This is a genomic window from Dysgonomonas sp. HDW5B, from assembly GCF_011299335.1.
In the GTDB taxonomy this organism is placed as follows: domain Bacteria; phylum Bacteroidota; class Bacteroidia; order Bacteroidales; family Dysgonomonadaceae; genus Dysgonomonas_A.
Genome location: NZ_CP049858.1, coordinates 2,010,296 through 2,029,259, shown reverse-complemented (window position 1 = coordinate 2,029,259; position 18,964 = coordinate 2,010,296). Strand labels below are relative to the sequence as shown.

The 18,964-nt window shown below is 36.4% G+C and carries 16 protein-coding genes; all 16 read left to right on the top strand.

Going from position 1 to position 18,964, the window contains the following annotated elements:
• The 16 genes from G7051_RS08385 to G7051_RS08310 all read left to right on the top strand — a co-directional run bounded on the left by G7051_RS08385 (position 1) and on the right by G7051_RS08310 (position 18,893).
• Complete coding sequence (locus G7051_RS08385) at positions 1 to 780, top strand: polysaccharide biosynthesis/export family protein (RefSeq protein WP_166113636.1); 780 nt, start codon at positions 1 to 3, stop codon at positions 778 to 780.
• Between the two features lie 2 nt (positions 781 to 782).
• Positions 783 to 1,547, top strand: a complete 765-nt coding sequence (locus G7051_RS08380) for a polysaccharide biosynthesis/export family protein (protein ID WP_166113633.1) — start codon at positions 783 to 785, stop codon at positions 1,545 to 1,547.
• Between the two features lie 15 nt (positions 1,548 to 1,562).
• Positions 1,563 to 3,953 (top strand): exopolysaccharide transport family protein, encoded by a 2,391-nt coding sequence (locus tag G7051_RS08375; RefSeq protein ID WP_166199542.1) that lies wholly within the window; start codon positions 1,563 to 1,565, stop codon positions 3,951 to 3,953.
• Between the two features lie 91 nt (positions 3,954 to 4,044).
• Entirely contained in the window at positions 4,045 to 6,111 is a 2,067-nt protein-coding gene (locus tag G7051_RS08370; RefSeq protein ID WP_166199540.1) for a tetratricopeptide repeat protein, read from the top strand.
• A 13-nt stretch (positions 6,112 to 6,124) separates the two neighbouring features.
• Entirely contained in the window at positions 6,125 to 7,012 is an 888-nt protein-coding gene (locus G7051_RS08365; protein WP_166199538.1) for a HEPN domain-containing protein, read from the top strand.
• Positions 7,013 to 7,068: 56 nt separating this feature from the next.
• Positions 7,069 to 7,659: a DJ-1/PfpI family protein gene (locus G7051_RS08360; protein ID WP_166199536.1), complete on the top strand. Its 591-nt coding sequence runs from the start codon at positions 7,069 to 7,071 to the stop codon at positions 7,657 to 7,659.
• Between the two features lie 170 nt (positions 7,660 to 7,829).
• Positions 7,830 to 9,938, top strand: coding sequence for an LTA synthase family protein (locus G7051_RS08355; RefSeq protein WP_255493349.1), 2,109 nt, complete (start codon positions 7,830 to 7,832; stop codon positions 9,936 to 9,938).
• 356 nt (positions 9,939 to 10,294) lie between these two features.
• Complete coding sequence (gene thrS, locus G7051_RS08350; protein WP_166199534.1) at positions 10,295 to 12,241, top strand: threonine--tRNA ligase; 1,947 nt, start codon at positions 10,295 to 10,297, stop codon at positions 12,239 to 12,241.
• Between the two features lie 79 nt (positions 12,242 to 12,320).
• Positions 12,321 to 12,986 (top strand): translation initiation factor IF-3, encoded by a 666-nt coding sequence (infC, locus tag G7051_RS08345; RefSeq protein ID WP_370522992.1) that lies wholly within the window; start codon positions 12,321 to 12,323, stop codon positions 12,984 to 12,986.
• Between the two features lie 70 nt (positions 12,987 to 13,056).
• Complete coding sequence (gene rpmI, locus G7051_RS08340; protein ID WP_110312224.1) at positions 13,057 to 13,254, top strand: 50S ribosomal protein L35; 198 nt, start codon at positions 13,057 to 13,059, stop codon at positions 13,252 to 13,254.
• Positions 13,255 to 13,365: 111 nt separating this feature from the next.
• Positions 13,366 to 13,710, top strand: a complete 345-nt coding sequence (rplT, locus tag G7051_RS08335) for a 50S ribosomal protein L20 (protein ID WP_050708470.1) — start codon at positions 13,366 to 13,368, stop codon at positions 13,708 to 13,710.
• 366 nt (positions 13,711 to 14,076) lie between these two features.
• Positions 14,077 to 14,754: a succinate dehydrogenase cytochrome b subunit gene (locus G7051_RS08330; RefSeq protein ID WP_166113617.1), complete on the top strand. Its 678-nt coding sequence runs from the start codon at positions 14,077 to 14,079 to the stop codon at positions 14,752 to 14,754.
• Positions 14,755 to 14,781: 27 nt separating this feature from the next.
• Positions 14,782 to 16,740: a fumarate reductase/succinate dehydrogenase flavoprotein subunit gene (locus G7051_RS08325; RefSeq protein WP_166199532.1), complete on the top strand. Its 1,959-nt coding sequence runs from the start codon at positions 14,782 to 14,784 to the stop codon at positions 16,738 to 16,740.
• Between the two features lie 25 nt (positions 16,741 to 16,765).
• Complete coding sequence (locus tag G7051_RS08320; RefSeq protein WP_166199530.1) at positions 16,766 to 17,521, top strand: succinate dehydrogenase/fumarate reductase iron-sulfur subunit; 756 nt, start codon at positions 16,766 to 16,768, stop codon at positions 17,519 to 17,521.
• Between the two features lie 116 nt (positions 17,522 to 17,637).
• The gene (locus tag G7051_RS08315) at positions 17,638 to 18,225 is read left to right on the top strand and encodes a Crp/Fnr family transcriptional regulator (RefSeq protein WP_255493347.1); all 588 of its coding nucleotides are present in this window, start codon (positions 17,638 to 17,640) and stop codon (positions 18,223 to 18,225) included.
• 80 nt (positions 18,226 to 18,305) lie between these two features.
• Positions 18,306 to 18,893, top strand: a complete 588-nt coding sequence (locus G7051_RS08310) for a hypothetical protein (RefSeq protein ID WP_166199528.1) — start codon at positions 18,306 to 18,308, stop codon at positions 18,891 to 18,893.
• Positions 18,894 to 18,964 lie beyond the last annotated feature (71 nt).

The following is an 18,964-nucleotide window of genomic DNA, read 5'->3' as shown; positions in this document are numbered from 1 at the left end:
ATGAAAATTAAACTACTATTGTTGCAAATAGTGATAATATCAATATTAAGTTCATGTGTTACCCCTCGTGACACAAATCTTTTGCAGGATATAAAGAAGGATTATCCCATTGATGTGAATCTTAACAATGATTACAAAATTATTCTGGGGGATCAATTGACGCTCAGAATTTATACATTGGACGAAAGTATGAAAGAACTTTTCTCCGTATATATTGTAGATCAGTCTTCGGGACTAAGTGCAGCAGCTACTGATCAAACGGGAGCGAATGTTCTTAATGTTTATTCCGACGGTACTGTTAAAATACCCTATTTAGGAAAAATATCGGTAGAAGGCTATACTACTACAGAAGCGAAGAAAATTATAGAGGAACGTTTTTCTACATTTTCACCCAACATAGTCATAGAGCTAAATCTTCAAAATCGTTTTTTTAGTGTTTTAGGTGAAGCCGGACAAAGCCGTATAGCTATGCCTCTACCTAAGTTAACGATATTTCAAGCATTAGCCATGTCCGGTCCAATTCAAACATTTGGAGATAGAACAAAAGTAAAAATTGTTAGACAAACCCCTAATGGAACAGAAGTAAAGACTTTCGACATCAGATCTAAAGATATTGTCGATTCTGAATATTACTATATTCAACCCAATGATGTTATATATGTACCTGAGATGAACAGAACCTTCTTTGGACGTGTAACTTCATTTACCGGAATTCTAGGTTTAGTTAGTCTCGTAGGAACAGTTGTAGGAGCATACTTTGTTATTAAAAATAACTTTTAAAGATGAAAACAGGATTTAAATACTTTATATACTGCCTATTTATAGGTTTTGCTATAATGATGTACAGTTCGTGTACATCTCCTAAAGCAACGAATTTATTACAGGATAAAAGTCCTATATATACATCAAAACCTTTCAAGGACTATCAATTACAAATTAATGATGAGATATATTGTTCTATATTAACCAGTAACAAAGATTTTTCTGACGTTTTCAACGGAGTATTATCAAGCACTGATTTATCGACTAAAGCTTCCTATGCCATATTTGAAAGTGGCAATATTTCGATTCCGTTTTTTGGAGATATTCAGATTTTAGGATTGACTATACCTGAGGCGGAAGAAGTTATCCAGAACAAAATGAGACAGGCTATACCTGACGCTCAGGTAAAAATATTTCTAAAAAACAATTATTATTATGTTGTTTCTGAATCACAAAATGGGCGACAAAATATCTACAAAGATAACATGACCATATTTCAGGCTTTAGCCATAAATGGTGAGCCTGGGCCCGATTTAGAATTAGGGAAAGTAAAAATCATCCGACTTGATGAAACAGGCAGATCAATTATTAAAGAATTTGATCTCAGATCCGAGTCTATTATCGAATCGGAGTTCTACTATATAAAGCCAAATGATTTAATCTATTATTCGACAAGTAAGAGAGCTTTCTTCCGGATAAATTCTTTCACAGGGCTGATAACTACTATCATAGCACCAATAGCTACTGTATTTGCAGTAATAGGTATAGTAAACAGTATAAACTAAAGGATTCTGTAAATTATGGAACAAAATATAAACAGATCGCCGGACTTCAGTACAGACCCATACTTTGATGAAGTCCAAGCAAAGACAAAATTCTCTTTTGATTTTGTGCTTTGGTTCTATCGAATCCTTAAATACTGGTACTTATTTGCTATATCTTTAGCATTGTTCTTGGGATACGCTTATCTTAAGAATAAAAGCTGGACTCCCTTATACCAGTCGGGAGCCGTTTTGATGATGGAACAAAGAGGTAATTCCGGTGTTGCTATGGGCGCTGTTCAATTAGGAAGTTTAGTTCAGAATTCGGTCAATCAGCAAATGATTCTAAATTCGTACGACATGGTAGTTCGTACTATTGCAAAACTTCCTCAAATGCGCGTAGACTATTTCAAAAAAGGGAAATTTAAAGCAGACAACTGGTACGGTTTGACTCCTGTAACTATTGAAGCTAAATACGTTGCCCCAAGTGCATATAGTATCGTTTTTGAAATAGAACCTATCAATTCCGAGAAATGCAGAATATTCTATGCCGGATCTGAAACTACTGCTCCGTTTTCGATGGAAGTACCTTATGGACAGTTTGTACAAGAGCAACGCTTTTATATAAAAATAAACAAATCCCCTCGATTTGCTGCCAATTTTGAGCCTTTCAGTTTTCGGTTTGTTTCGAAAGAAGAACTAATCGGTCGCTATTCAGGCAGAATATCTACAGGGATGATTAGAGAGGGCTCTACAGCATTGGGAGTCTCAATATATGGAAGTAGCCCAGCACAAGATGTTGATTTCTTACGAGCATTACTCAAAGAATTTGAAGATTACAACTTAACATTAAAAAATGAAGCTGCCGATAGAACAATTGCCTTCATTGATAGACAAATGGGCATAATCGCAGATTCATTGCAACAATCGGAAGCATCGTTTAAAGATTTTCAAGATGAAACAGGATTATACCGATTGACTAAAACAGATGGTCGATCTGAGTTAGAGAATGTAATGCAATCAATAGGAGAGGTAAAAGCTCAAGAAGATATGATATTGCGACTAACCGATGAAATCAACAGTTCAATATTAAACAGGACGGAACTTGTTGAACCATCAGCGTTGGGTATAACAGAAGCAAAACTGACTCAGTCGATAGGAGAATACAACAGCCTTATTAACAAACTGGCAAGTATGGGTTCTGCACATCCTATGTATGCGAAAAGCGAACAGTCACTGACAAATCTTCGAATTAAAATACTTGAAGAGTTAAGAGGGCTTCAGGATCGAATCCAAAATAAAAAGGAAGATCTGAACAATAGCACCAGAGAAATAGAAAGTAGAATGTCGACTTTACCTGCACAGGAAAGGGAATATGCTCGATATGAGAAAAAATATCAGGTTAATGATGCGTATTATACATATCTAAGACAGAGACGATATGAAGCTACCATACAGAAGGCATCCAATATTCCGGATAACTTTATAATGGAAGAACCCAGACAAAAAGGTGGTCCTGTAAATGGTGACGAAAAGTCTAAAAACTATACATTCTTTTTCTTGATTGGACTTGCTCTACCCCTTGCATTTGTTGTATGTAAAGAAGAGATATTCAATCATGCTATATCAACAAAAGAAGATTGCGAACGCTTATCGGGTCTACCGGTAATCGGTACAATAGAAAATATATCCAAAAAGATATCTTCTTCCGGATCAACTACTCTGGTGAAGAATTTCCCGAAATCAAGTTTTGCAGAATCGTTTCGAAATATGCGAATTCGAATTGAGTATATGGCTCAAAAAGAATCGGGAATTTCAATACTGATCACATCGGCAGAGCCCGGAGATGGAAAAACATTCATTGCAGGTAACGTAGCTTCGGTGTATCAATTAACTGGTAAAAAAGTAGTTTTAATAGACTTTGACTTAAGACGTCCTTCGGTTGCAAAATTACTTAATATTGAAAGCAAGAAAGGTGTTTCTAACTTTTTGATTGGTCAAGTGACTCTTGACGAAATCACATTGACTCACCCTGAATATGAATTCGATATTATCACTGCCGGAACATTGCCTCCAAATCCCAGTGAATTGATTAAGACGAAGAAAACAAAGGACTTGATAGACTATCTGAAGACCAAATATGATTATGTTATCGTAGACTGTAGCCCTATAGGTCTCGTGTCTGATGCATATATCCTGTCTAAGTATGTAGATACAACTTTGTTTGTTGTCCGTAGAGCTAAAACAAATAAAGCCTTTTTCAAAAGCGTTGTCAATCAGATGCGTAACGATGGACTTGAGCATGCAGCTTTAGTCTTCAACGATGTGAAAGGACGAGAGGGTTATTATGGAACATCCAGATATTATGGAGACAAATCATATTACCTGAAACGAAATTCATATTATCACGACGATTATTTTGAAAAATAAAAATATATAAAAAGAGAGGCTTCAACTGCCTCTCTTTTAGTTTATATACATAGAATTTATATATTTGCCCAGAATAATATTTTATTGAATCGTGAAGAAATATATATTGATCGTTTTTACGCTCTTTTATTCGATAGTAATCTCTGCACAAATAAATACAGAGAGAGTTACACTAATCGGGCGTAACGCTTTGTATTTTGAGGATTACATCCTTGCCATACAATATTTTAATCAGGTAATAAAATCGAAACCCTATTTGGCTGAGCCTTATTATTACAGGGCAATAGCAAAATATTACCTCGATGATTTTAAAGGTGCGGGCGAAGACTGTACACAATGCCTGGAGCGAAATCCGTTCTATACAAATGCATATCAGCTACGTGCCGATGCCCGTCAGAATCAAAAAGACTATGATGGAGCTTTGGAAGATTACAAAGCCAGCCTTAAGAATAATCCGGATGATAAATTTATCCTGATTAACATGGGTATAGTCAACATTGAAAAGAAAGACTACGATGAAGCTGAAAAATATTTAGATAAACTCGTTCAGAAAAACCCAAACTATACACAAGGAATATTAACCAGAGGAAGCTTGTATCTTGAAAGAGGAGATACTATTAAAGCTTTAGAAAACTACAACTTGGCTATCGAGAAAGACAAATATTTTTCTCCGGCTTATTCTATGCGTGCTTCTACCTATTTTTCTCAAAAAGAATATGACAAGGCACTCACCGATTTTGACGAAGCCATAAAGCTTGATCCTATCTTAACGGGAAATTATATAAATCGTGGACTTGCCAGATATTATAAAAACGATCTGCGGGGAGCTATGGCCGACTACGATCACGTTATCGAGATAGAACCAAGCAACCACATAGCCCATTTCAACAGAGCCCTTCTAAGAGCTCAGGTAGGAGATGACAACAAGGCGATAGCAGACTTTGATTTCGTTCTGGCGAATGATCCCGACAATTATACCGCATACATGAACAGAGCATTACTGAAGAACAATATTGGCGATATAAAAGGTGCATTAGCCGATCTGAATATAGTGCTGAAAGAATATCCCGATTTTTATCAGGGGTACTACTTGCGATCGGAAATCAAACGTAAACAAAATGATTTACGAAGTGCGGAACAGGATTACCTGTATGCCCGAAAGAAAGAAGAGCAAACTAAAAAAGATGCATTTGCCGGAAAAGAGAGTACAACCAAAACTCGTGAGAAATCAGATAAAACAATTGATAAATTCAACTTACTTGTTGTAGCCGATAAGGAAGAGACAGAAAAGAGCAAGTACAACAGCGAAACTCGTGGTAAAGTACAAAATAAACAAGCTAATATTGAATTGGCTCCGACATTTATTGTATCCTATTATGAGAAAGTAAATGATTACCAGAAATATACTCATTACAATCAAGATCTGGAGAATATCAACAAACGCAATACGCTCAGCAGAAAATTAATCATTACAAATCAAGAAGTAGCACTAGACAGTACTCAGGTTGCCATCCATTTTGCATCGATCAATGAATATTCGACACTCATTGACCAACAACCTGAAAATGCGATATTCTATTTTGCCCGAGGTATTGATTATATGCTGGTTCAGGATTTCAGCAGCGCAATCGAAGATTTTACGAAAGCAACTATTATAGATCCGAAATTTACACTTGCTTACTTTAATTTGGCCGTAGCTTATACCAAACAGTTAAAATCGAAAGATATTCTGCCCGAATTGTATAGTCAAACGCCTCAAACCGAATTAAGCATCAGCATGCAGACCGGTATTGACAATAAGTCGGCATCTTCACCGTCAGGAAGTAATTCGGATATAGATGCAAAAGCAATTCGTGCAAGGCTCGAATACGAATCTATACTGAAAAGCTACAATAGAATCATAGAGTTATCACCTGATTTTACTTTTGCATATTACAATAGAGCCGAGATAAAATCGATGCAAAAAGATTACAGAGCAGCGATTTTAGACTATAACGAAATAATTAGACGTGATCCTGAATTTGGCGAAGCTTATTACAACAGAGGCTTAAACAGATTGCAAATAAAGGATACCGACCGAGGGCTTGACGATCTTCGCAAAGCAGGAGAACTAGGCATTGTGAGTGCATACAGTATCATAAAAAGGATGACCGAATAAGTAAACTGATCGAATGAAAAAGTCTATATCCTATTTGCCGCCTACTAATCAACGAGATTTGCATTATATTGTTGAATCTATCCTGACACGGATCAAGCAGACCGAAATGATAATTCTTTTCGGTAGTTATGCCCGTAATGATTATGTGGCGTATGATGAGAAATATGAGTTTGGCAAATTGCAGTTCTATGTAAGCGATTATGATATATTGGTTGTTACGAGCGGAGTGTCGGACGGGGTGGCAATCAAAGCCCTCAGTAATATAGAAGATTTGTATTACGACAGGGCGAAAGATCCCGACAGGCAGCCTCCTGTTCAGTTTATCAGCGAGGATATGAAAAAGCTGAATAAATATCTGAAAGAGGGTAGATATTTTTATACCCAAATAAAACAAGAAGGTGTTATACTATATGATAGTGGAAAGCATAAATTAGCACGAAGGCGAAAACTTAGCTTTGAAGAAATAAAGCAACAAGCTGAGGAATATTTTAATGATAAATTCCAGAGTGCTAATGAATTTCTAGAAAATGCTAATTTTAATTATAGTAAAGAATGGTATAAAAAATCATCTTTTATGCTTCATCAAGCCTGTGAAAGTTATATTTATGCCATCCGCTTAGTTTTCACATTAGAAAATCCCAAACAACATAACCTATCAAAGCTATTAAACTCGGTAAAGAAATATTCCAGCCTGTTTATCAAAGTCTTTCCACAAGATACGCCTGAGGAGAAACGCCTTTTCGAGCTTATCAAAGCTGCTTATGTAAATGGCAGATATGATCCCGATTTTATAGTAACCAAAGAGGATGTTGATGCGTTGGTTCCAAAAGTGGAGTTGCTGAGGGATATTACCAAAAAGATTTGCGAGGAAAAGATCAAGGAATACGGGGAGAGAAACTAGCATAAAGCTAATCTTTAATAATGACTTAGATTCAAATAATAACCAAATGATTAAAAATGAAAAAAGTATTATTGTTATTAGCGGATGGATTTGAAATATTTGAAGCAAGTGTATTTATTGATGTTATAGGCTGGAATCTTGTTGAAGGTGATAACTCTACCGAATTATTTACTTGCGGATTAAAAAAGGAAATTAAAAGTTCGTTTAACCAACGGTTTATTGTAGATTATCTGGTTGAAGATATCGATATTTCTACATTCGACGCATTAGCAATTCCGGGCGGATTTGAGGTTTATGGATTTTACAACGATGCTTATGATGATAAATTCTTAGATTTAATTCGAGGGTTTAAAACAAGTAATAAAATTATTGCATCTATTTGTGTTGGAGCTTTGCCAGTGGGTAAGAGTGGTATTTTGAAAAATAAGAATGGAACTGTTTATAATAACCCGATTCGAAGAGAAGCATTAAAAGGATTCGGTGTTAATGTACTACATCAACCGATTGTAATAGATGACAATATCATTACTTCATGGAATCCGTCAACAGCGATAGATGTTGCTTTATTATTATTGGAGAATTTAACGACAAAAAGTAATGCTGACAAAATTCGCCAATTAATGGGATTTGATGATAGACAAAATTAACAAGGCATAACAAAACATTGGCCCCAAAAGTGGATTTATTGAGAGATATAACCAAATGTATCTGTAAAAAAGATTGGGGAGTACAGGAAGATGTAAAGTAAAAGCAAAAATATAAAATTTTATAAAAAAGATCTCCTTCTCATTAAAATAGAAACTAAATATTTAATCACGTGATTTCCGGAAGACAAAATACACTTAATGGTAGCAATAAAAATCAAACAAAGCTATTTACATCAACACTTCTTTATTTAATTATTTTCTCCTTATCCATAGAAGTAATAGAAATAATTGCCGAGATTATTCTGCTGCTTAACCCACAAACACAAATCGCTTTCTCATTTACAGATTGGATTCAGATATTCCTGCTGGGGATAATAAACGATGTCTGTATTACTACAATAGCCTTCTTTTTCATGTGGTTAAACCTTATATTCAGGTCCCAGAGCAAATATTATTCACCTTGGGGCTATATTATTTTCGGGCTCATAGCTGCAGTCTTTGTGTATATCACATTTTTTAATACAATATTTGACGAATATGGGAGTGTAGTATCTAAAATAGTCTGGTACTTTTTATTATATAAGCTGCTAAGTTTTGGATTACGTCTTTTTATCCCCGCTATTAGAAAGAACTGGAGTATTATTATTTATTATTTTATCCTTTTTCTTTATATAATAACAATCTTAACAAATGCTATAGGAGAATACTTCTTCTGGGACGAGTTTGGAGTACGGTATAACTTTATTGCGGTTGATTATCTGATATATACCAATGAAGTTATTGGTAATATACTCGAGTCATACCCTATTGTTCCACTATTTAGTATTCTAGTAATCATATCAGTGGCAATTACTTATTTTATTGGCAGGAAAACAACAAAAACAATCAATAATATACCTTCTTTTAAAAACAAATTAGTTGTGTCTGCATTATATTGCATACTGCTAATACTTTCGGGTACATTATTGAATATCAATACTCACTTTCAGAACAAACCCAATGTGTATGTAAATGAGCTGCAAGCCAGTGGAGTTTTTAAGTTCTATATGGCTTTTATGAATAGTGAGCTCGATTATAATAAATTTTATGTAACACTGCCCCAAAAAGAAACAATCGAAATTATAAATAATCAATATAATAGTCAGGGAATAAACAACATACAAGTCATTACCGACACACTACCCGAAGTGCATAAAAACATTGTACTTATTACTATCGAAAGTCTTAGCGCATCCTTTCTCGCTCATTATGGCAATACCGATAATATAACTCCCAATCTGGATAAATTGATGGATGAAAGCCTTTCTTTCACCAATCTTTTTGCAACAGGAAACAGAACTGTGCGTGGCTTAGAGGCTGTTACCCTATCGTTACCACCCAGTGCAGGCGAAAGTATTATCAAACGACCCAATAATCAGGATTTGTTCTCAACAGGAGAAATACTGAAAGACAAAGGATATACGGTGCAATATCTGTATGGAGGGGACAGTTATTTTGACAACATGGAAACATTCTTTTCGGGCAATGGATATGATATCATCGACAAAAAAGATTTTACCAAAGACGAAATAAGCTTTAGCAATATATGGGGAGTTTGTGATGAAGATATGTACAATAAAGCATTAGGAGTATTCAGCAAGAATGCTGAGATGGGAAAACCTTTTTTCGGACATATAATGACCGTGAGCAATCATCGCCCCTTTACATATCCGGAAAACAAAATAGATATTCCCACCAATATAAAATCGAGAAACGGAGGTGTAAAATATACCGACTATGCCATAGGTAAGTTCATGGACGAGGCTCGCAAACAACCTTGGTTCGACAATACTATATTCGTTATTGTTGCTGACCACTGTGCTTCGAGTGCAGGAAAAACCGAAATACCTTTAGATAAATACCACATTCCGGCTCTGATCTATTCTCCGGGATTTATTGAGCCAAAGCAAGTCAACACACTAACTTCTCAAATTGATATAATGCCAACTGTTTTTGGCCTACTGCATTTTACATACAAGTCTCAATTTTATGGAAAGAATGTCTTTTCACCCGATTATAAGCCAAGAGCATTTGTAGCTACTTATCAAAATCTCGGTTATTTGGAAAGTGATATTCTGACAATTCTTTCACCGATTCGAAAAGTCGAACAATATAAAGTTCAACAAAAGGCCAATTTAGAGTTCAACTTATCCTTTCTTGACAAAACGGATTCTCTTTATCTGAAAAATGCAATAGCCAATTATCAAACTGTAGGATATCAACAAATTGCAAAGAGATAAATAAAACCATCAGAAGCAAATATGTAGAAACATGTTGCAGAAGCCCGAAAAACGAGTAGAACAGGTGGAGTAGAACCGCACTCCACCCCGCAAAAAAACGATCAAAAAAGTACCGCCCTTGTTACTTTTGTCACCTTTTCAATTCCGCTCCGTTACTGTGCTACCTTGTTGTAAAAGCATCATACCGATACAATCAATAGTATAAATAGGAAATTTAGATCACAGAGCAATATCGAAATCGGACAACTATTTTTTGCGATAACTGATGGTAAAGTCTATAAAATGTTTAATTTTGCAAGTTAAAATCATAAAACATTGTCTTCGCTTGTATGGAGACAAATAAAACAAGTATACTAATGATTAAAATTACATTTCCTGATGGTTCGGTGCGGGAATTTCCCAAAGGAACAACATCCATGCAGATTGCAGAAAGTATTAGCTCAAGATTGGCCCAAGATGTATTGGCATCTAGCGTCAACGGACAAACGTGGGATTTAACACGTCCGATAGAAGAAGATTCTACGGTAAGTCTTTTGAAATGGGATGATACGGAAGGCAAGCACGCATTTTGGCATTCTTCAGCACACTTAATGGCCGAAGCAGTACAGGAGTTGTATCCTCATGCTAAATTCGGAATTGGTCCGGCTATCGAAAATGGCTTTTATTATGATATCGATTTTGGTGATACATCTGTAAAAGATGCAGAATTTCCGGCTATCGAGAAAAAAATGAAAGACCTTATCGCTCAAAAAGAAGAGATCGTTCGCAAAAGTATCTCTAAAGACGATGCTATAAAAATGTTTGGCGAACGTAACGAAGGCTATAAAGTTGAACTTATCAACGATTTGGCAGACGGAACCATCACTACATATACGCAAGGATCGTTTACCGATCTATGCCGCGGTCCTCACTTACCAAACACCTCTTACATCAAAGCTGTAAAAATACTTAGTGCTGCAGGTGCATACTGGCGTGGTGACGAAAAGAGAAAACAATTGACACGTTTATACGGAATCACTTTTCCTAAACAAAAAATGCTTGATGAATATCTGGTATTATTGGAAGAGGCAAAAAAGCGTGATCATAGAAAAATAGGAAAAGAGCTTGAACTGTTTGCATTCTCCGAAAATGTAGGAAAGGGATTACCGCTTTGGTTACCTCGTGGAACACAGCTTCGTCTTAAACTGGAAGATTTCTTGAAACAAATCCAAAAGAAATTCGACTACGAACAAGTAATGACCCCTCATATCGGAAGCAAGCAACTATATGTAACATCGGGTCACTATGCTAAATACGGAAAAGATTCTTTCCAACCCATCCACACACCCGAAGAAGGCGAAGAGTTTTTATTAAAACCGATGAACTGCCCTCACCATTGTGAGATATATAAGGTAATACCTCGTTCCTACAAAGACCTTCCTCTTCGCTTGGCTGAGTTTGGAACTGTATATCGTTACGAACAAAGTGGAGAGCTTCATGGTTTAACTCGGGTTAGAGGATTTACTCAAGATGATGCACATATCTTCTGTACTCCCGACCAACTTAAAGCTGAATTTTTGAAGGTTGTAGATATTATCTTTATTATTTTCAAAGCTCTTGATTTTGACAACTTCGAAGCTCAAATCTCTTTAAGAGATCCGAATAATAAAGAAAAATATATCGGAACTGAAGAAAATTGGGAAAAAGCAGAACGTGCAATCATAGAGGCTTGTGAAGAAAAAGGCCTACCTGCAAAAGTAGAACTTGGCGAAGCAGCTTTCTATGGTCCAAAACTTGACTTTATGGTGAAGGATGCTATCGGCAGACGCTGGCAGCTTGGGACTATACAAGTAGATTACAATCTACCTGAACGCTTCGGACTTGAATATACAGGTGCCGACAATCAAAAACATTGCCCTGTAATGATTCACCGTGCACCATTCGGTTCTATGGAACGTTTCATTGCGGTACTTATAGAGCATACTGCGGGAAAATTCCCTCTCTGGCTGACACCCGATCAGGTAGTTATTCTGCCTATCAGCGAAAAGTTCAATGATTATGCTTACAGAGTATCTGCATTTTTGAAAAGCAAAGATATTCGTTCGCAAGTAGATGACAGAAACGAAAAAATCGGTCGAAAAATACGCGATAACGAATTGAAAAGAATCCCTTATTTACTCGTTGTTGGAGAGAAAGAAGCAGAGAGTGAAGAAGTTTCTGTAAGAAAACAGGGTGAAGGTGATAAAGGTTCAATGAAATTTACTACCTTTGCCGATCAAATTACTCAAGAAGTTGAGAAAATGATGAATGCTTGGAATCATTGATTCACTGTTCATTATGACGAAACGGATAATCAACAGGATAAAAATAAAAAACAAAACAGAAAGGAAATAATCTTTTTTAATGAGGAACAACAGAATAAATAACAACAAAAAAGAAGAACTTCACAGAATTAATGAAAAAATTCGTGTGCCTCAAGTTCGTCTGGTTGGAGAAAACATTGAGCAAGGAGTTTACTCAACACATGAAGCTTTGAAAATCGCCGATGAGAAAGGCTTAGACTTAGTCGAAATCTCTCCAAGTGCAGATCCTCCTGTTTGTCGAATCACTGATTATCAGAAGTTTTTATACCAACAAAAGAAAAAACTGAAAGAGCAAAAAGCGAAGACAGTAAAAGTGGTGGTAAAAGAAATTCGTTTTGGTCCTCAAACTGATGATCATGATTTCAACTTTAAATTAAAACACGCCAAATCTTTTCTGGAAGAAGGTTGCAAAGTGAAAGCTTACGTGTTCTTCAAAGGTCGTTCGATCTTATTTAAAGAACAAGGAGAAGTTTTACTGCTTCGTTTTGCCACAGAATTAGAAGATCATGCAAAAGTAGATCAGCTACCTCAACTAGAAGGTAAAAAAATGATCATTATGCTATCTCCTAAAAAGGTACAGCCAAAACCAAAACCGGCGGAAGAAAAGCCACATAAGGTAAAAGAGGCGAAACCAAAAACTGAGGAGCAGGCAACAGCAGAACCTGAGGGAGAAACTCAGATTCAGGATACCCCCACAGCAGAGTAATCCCAAGAGACACTAGAAGAAAACACCTGTAATGGTGCTATTTTAAATAATTAAATATAAGTTTAATAAGATGCCAAAAATGAAGACTAATTCCGGTGCCAAAAAAAGGTTCAGCCTTACCGGATCAGGAAAAATCAAAAGAAAACATGCTTTCAAAAGTCACATCCTGACTAAGAAAACTAAAAAACGCAAAAGAAACTTAACTCACTCAGCTACTGTTCACAAGTCTGATGAGAACAATGTTAAGCAAATGCTTAGATTGAAATAATCTCAACGTTTTTTAAAGCAATTTTCAATTAGGTTTATTAACCGAATGTACGCATCAAAAGAGTTCTTATAATAAAAGGAGAACCGCTAACATTCAAAACATCTTACAATTATGCCAAGATCAGTCAATCATGTTGCCTCGCGCAACCGCAGAAAAAAAGTATTAAAACTAACAAGAGGATACTACGGTGCCCGCAAAAATGTTTGGACAGTTGCCAAAAATACTTGGGAAAAAGGTCTAACATATGCATTCCGCGACCGTCGTGCTAAAAAACGTAACTTCCGTGCACTTTGGATACAACGTATCAATGCAGCTGCACGTGCAGAAGGAATGTCTTACTCTCGTTTAATGGGTGCTCTTCACAAAGCAGGGATCGAAATTAACCGTAAAGTTCTAGCTGACCTTGCGTTAAATCATCCAGAAGCATTCACAGCTATTGTAAATAAAGTGAAATAAGGCTAGTACTTTTTCAACTTCTTACATATAAAAAAGCCGGACAAATAATTTGTTCGGCTTTTTTATTGATGCAAATTCAGTCATTTACACAACCATAATCTGTATTTCCGGGGGCAGCTATATCTTATATCTATCACATAAGACAAATAATAAATGAATTGAGTTGTCATCTGCAATATTCACAACGAAATGTAATTAACCTACATAACAAGGTAAAACACGCAAAAAAGTTGTATTTTACTTTCTTTACTAGGTTATTTACTCTATTTTTGCAGTGCGAATCATTGATAAAAAAGATGCACTATTACTTTTATTTATAAGAGTCTAATCAATAACCATTAAATAACTAAAAAACTATTAAATCTTATGAGTTGGTTACTTAATTCTTCTATTGGCCGCAAATTCATCATGGCTTTGTCCGGCTGTGCGTTGATTTTGTTCCTACTATTTCACATGAGCATGAACTTAGTCTTGATCTTTTCGGTCGAAGCTTATGACATGATCTGCGATTTCCTTGGAACAAACTGGTATGCGATTGTAGCTTCTATGGGTTTAGCTGCATTGTTTATCGTACATATTCTGTATGCTGTAGTATTGACATTACAGAACAGAAAAGCCAGAGGTGGCGATGTGTACGCATCATCCAACCTTTCTCCTGTAGAATGGTCATCTAAAAACATGTTCGTATTGGGATTAGTGATTGTTGCTTTCCTTGTATTGCACCTTTACGATTTCTGGTATAAAATGCAGTTCTCTGAACTTTTCCATTTAGAAGGCGCTGAACCTCACGGATCGGTAATTGCAATCGATTTGTTCAGTAATCCTGTGCACGTGCTTATCTATCTTATTGGTATCACAGCACTTTGGTTTCACCTTGCACATGGTTTCTGGAGTATGTTCCAGTCAGTAGGTATCAACAACAGAATATGGTTACCTCGTTTCAAAGTTATCGGTTATGCAGTAGCAACCATCATTTGTTTAGGTTTTGCTATAGTGCCGATTTTCTTCCTGGCGAAGCATTTCCTTTGTTCTTCTTGTATATAATTTAACCGCTAAAAGAAAAAAACAGATATGGCTACTATATTAGATCCAAAAAAAGATTCTAAAATTCCTGAAGGCCCTTTGGCTGACAAATGGAAAAACTATAAAGCCCACCAAAAACTGGTGAATCCTGCGAACAAACGTCGTCTTGATGTTATTGTAGTAGGTACAGGTTTAGCAGGAGGTTCTGCTGCTGCATCTCTTGGAGAAATGGGATTCAATGTACTTAACTTCTGTATTCAGGATTCTCCACGTCGTGCACACTCTATCGCTGCTCAAGGTGGTATCAATGCTGCAAAAAACTATCAAAATGACGGTGACTCGGTTTACCGTTTATTCTACGATACAATCAAAGGTGGTGACTACCGTGCACGTGAGGCAAACGTATATCGTATGGCTGAAGTGTCGAACAACATCATCGACCAATGTGTGGCTCAGGGTGTACCTTTTGCTCGCGAATACGGAGGTTTGTTAGACAACCGTTCATTCGGTGGTGCTCAGGTATCTCGTACTTTTTATGCTAAAGGACAAACAGGACAACAACTTTTACTTGGTGCTTACTCTTCATTGAGCCGTCAGGTACAAAAAGGTTCTGTAAAATTATATACTCGTTACGAAATGCTAGACCTTGTTATCATCGATGGCAAAGCTCGTGGTATTATCGCACGTAACTTAGTAACAGGTAAAATCGAACGTTTCTCGGCTCACGCAGTAGTTGTTGGAACAGGTGGATACGGAAACGCATTCTTCCTTTCTACAAATGCAATGGGTTCTAATGGTTCGGCTGCTATCCAATGTTACAAAAAAGGAGCTTATTTTGCGAATCCTTGTTTCGCTCAGATTCACCCTACTTGTATTCCTGTTCATGGCGAGTTCCAATCAAAATTGACTTTGATGTCGGAATCTCTTCGTAATGACGGACGTATCTGGGTACCTAAGAAAAAAGAAGATGCTGAAGCTATCAGAGCAGGTAAACTTAAACCCACTCAATTGAAAGAAGAAGATCGTGACTACTACTTGGAAAGACGTTACCCTGCATTCGGTAACCTTGTACCTCGTGACGTTGCATCTCGCGCAGCTAAAGAAAGATGCGATGCAGGTTTTGGTGTAGGTAATACAGGTTTAGCCGTATATCTTGATTTCTCGGATTCTATCAAACGTCTGGGTAAAGATGTAGTAGAAGCTAAATATGGTAACCTATTCCAAATGTACGACAAGATTGTAGATGAAAACCCGTACGAAACACCAATGATGATTTACCCTGCTATCCATTATACAATGGGTGGAGTTTGGGTTGATTATGAATTGATGACTTCAATACCCGGATGTTTCTTTATCGGAGAAGCTAATTTCTCGGATCACGGAGCTAACCGTTTGGGAGCGTCTGCACTTATGCAGGGTCTTGCCGACGGATATTTCGTATTACCATATACTATTCAGAACTATTTGGCTGATCAGATTACTGTACCTCGTTTCAGTACTGAACTTCCTGAATTCCAACAAGCAGAAGACGATGTAAATAAAAAGATCGCCAAACTGATGAGCATTAAAGGAACTCGTTCTGTAGATTCTATCCACAAAGAACTTGGCCTTATTATGTGGGACTTTGTGGGAATGGCTCGTTCTAAAGAGTCTTTGGAGAAAGCTATTGAAGATATCAAGAAAGTGAAAAAAGAATTCTGGAGCAATGTACGCATACCGGGTGAAGCTAATACATTAAATGTTGAGTTAGATAAAGCTCTCCGTGTAGCTGACTTCCTTGAAATTGGCTATTTGATGGCTATTGACGGGTTGACAAGAAACGAATCTTGTGGTGGACACTTCCGTGAAGAGTACCAAACACCCGAAGGTGAAGCTCTTCGCCGCGATGATGAATACTCTTACGTTTCATGCTGGAAGTTCACAGGTGAAGATCAAGAACCTGAATTAATTAAAGAACCTCTTGACTACGAATTTGTAGTTAGACAACAACGTAACTATAAAGCATAACCCAATTAGTAAAAGAGTAACAAAAATGGATAAGACAATAAATATAACATTAAAAGTTTGGCGTCAAAGAGGTCCTAAGGAAAAAGGAGCTTTTGAATCATACAAATTGGACGGAATATCGGTAGACACTTCTTTTCTTGAAATGTTAGACATTCAAAACGAAATACTTATCAACCAAGGAAAAGAGCCTATCGTATTTGACCACGATTGTCGCGAAGGTATTTGTGGTATGTGTAGCTTATATATCAACGGACACCCTCACGGACCGGACGAAGATATCACTACATGTCAATTACACATGCGTAAATTTAAAGATGGCGAAACTATCACAATCGAGCCTTGGCGTTCAGCAGGATTTCCTGTTATCCGCGACTTGATCGTAGACCGTACTGCTTTCGATAAAATTATTCAGGCAGGTGGATATACTTCAATCAACGCAGGTGGTGCTCAGGATGCTAATGCAATTCCAATTTCGAAAGAAGATGCAGACGAGGCTATGGACTCGGCATCATGTATCGGTTGTGGAGCTTGTGTAGCGGCTTGTAAAAACGGATCGGCAATGCTATTCCTTTCGGCTAAAGTAAGTCAACTTGCTTTATTACCTCAAGGACGTGTAGAAGCTGCAAAACGTGCTAAAGCAATGGTGTCTAAAATGGATGAATTAGGCTTCGGTAACTGTACCAATACTGGTGCTTGTGAAGTTGAATGTCCTAAGAACATCTCGATCAGCAATATCGCTCGTTTGAATCGCGAATTTATCTCAGCTAAATTTAAAGATTGATAAATATCTTAAGATATAATTCTATAAAAACGGCTACTTTATAAGTAGCCGTTTTTTGTTTGTAGTATATTTATTATATTCGTTATCAGAAACAAACTCAGATAAATAAAAATATTTTGCAAAACGCTATTAGCATACAAGAATATATTAATTCGATTATCTCACTGGAAGATAATCAATGGGAATTAGTATTAGAAGTACTAGAAAGCAAAGTATTAGCTAAAGACACTCATCTACTAAAAGAAGGAGAAGTATCAGACTCTATTGCTTTCATCAGTAGTGGAGCTCTTATTTATTATAAAGATCTCGAAAATGGTGATCAAATGACTACTGATTTTGCCTTCGAAGGTGATTGGGTAACCGATAACTACAGCCGATTGAATAATTGCCCTTCACTAATAAATATCAAAACTATAGAAGAATCTCAATTATACATTCTAAAGAATAAAGACTTAACAGAACTTTATAAGAAAATTCTCCCCTTAGAGAGATTAGGAAGAGAAGTTACTGAACGTTTCTTCCTTAAAATGGTGGAACATAATATTGATTTACAAACACTATCTGCTAAAGATCGCTACCTTAAACTACTAAAGAATCATCCGGAGATATTTCAGCGAATCCCCCAATACCATATAGCTAACTACTTAGGCATAGCTGCCAAATCGCTGAGTAGGATTAGAGGTGAAATCTTCAATAAAGACTAATTTGGTAACAAATGTGGATTAATTGATCTTCATTCTATTCTGACCTTTGCAGAAACAATAAATGCAAATTTCCGAATAAAATGAAAAAGAAATTATTCTCTTTAATGATGCTGGTAAGCATAGCAACCGTGGTGTTCTCACAAGATCAGTCGACAATAACAAAGCCTCGCAGTTATGAGGTAAAACAAGCTTTTGAGGTCGAAAGCCTTGTTCCCATGTTCTTTACTGGAGGATATCACTTCGCCATTGGATATAGATACGATAAGTTTAGAGTACGTGCAAGCGTGATAAACGGAGGAAGCTATAATGCAGAAACTGCAGGCATAAATAATCACTCTGATGACTTTAAACGTTTTTACAAAACATCACCCGGAATCTTTTTAGGATATAACGTTTGGAAGAATCTCGAGCTTTACGGGTTTGCCGAATTCCATACTTTCAGTATACAACAAAGAAGTACCAGAATAGAAAAAGACATACATACTGTTGACCTTGGAGGTGGTGTAGGTTATCAGTTCTTCATTGGACGTTATTTTTATATACAACCCGCCTTACATATTTATTGCAGAAAAGACCATCGTTTAGACTTTGAAGGTACTAAATACAATATTTCTAATATTGATTTTTCTCCTGTACTCCGTTTGGGAGTAAGACTTTGGAGTAAATAGAGATTCTTATTTTTTTAAGCAATGAATAAAATATACAGGCAAAAAGCTTGTAAATAAAAAAACATTTATAT

Coding starts and splice junctions, on each gene's coding strand:
- G7051_RS08320 (WP_166199530.1), top strand. CDS start 16,766: ATGGATAAGACAATAAATATAACATTAAAAGTTTGGCGTCAAAGAGGT.
- G7051_RS08385 (WP_166113636.1), top strand. CDS start 1: ATGAAAATTAAACTACTATTGTTGCAAATAGTGATAATATCAATATTA.
- G7051_RS08365 (WP_166199538.1), top strand. CDS start 6,125: ATGAAAAAGTCTATATCCTATTTGCCGCCTACTAATCAACGAGATTTG.
- G7051_RS08375 (WP_166199542.1), top strand. CDS start 1,563: ATGGAACAAAATATAAACAGATCGCCGGACTTCAGTACAGACCCATAC.
- G7051_RS08325 (WP_166199532.1), top strand. CDS start 14,782: ATGGCTACTATATTAGATCCAAAAAAAGATTCTAAAATTCCTGAAGGC.
- thrS (WP_166199534.1), top strand. CDS start 10,295: ATGATTAAAATTACATTTCCTGATGGTTCGGTGCGGGAATTTCCCAAA.
- G7051_RS08310 (WP_166199528.1), top strand. CDS start 18,306: ATGAAAAAGAAATTATTCTCTTTAATGATGCTGGTAAGCATAGCAACC.
- G7051_RS08360 (WP_166199536.1), top strand. CDS start 7,069: ATGAAAAAAGTATTATTGTTATTAGCGGATGGATTTGAAATATTTGAA.
- infC (WP_370522992.1), top strand. CDS start 12,321: ATGAGGAACAACAGAATAAATAACAACAAAAAAGAAGAACTTCACAGA.
- rpmI (WP_110312224.1), top strand. CDS start 13,057: ATGCCAAAAATGAAGACTAATTCCGGTGCCAAAAAAAGGTTCAGCCTT.
- rplT (WP_050708470.1), top strand. CDS start 13,366: ATGCCAAGATCAGTCAATCATGTTGCCTCGCGCAACCGCAGAAAAAAA.
- G7051_RS08380 (WP_166113633.1), top strand. CDS start 783: ATGAAAACAGGATTTAAATACTTTATATACTGCCTATTTATAGGTTTT.
- G7051_RS08330 (WP_166113617.1), top strand. CDS start 14,077: ATGAGTTGGTTACTTAATTCTTCTATTGGCCGCAAATTCATCATGGCT.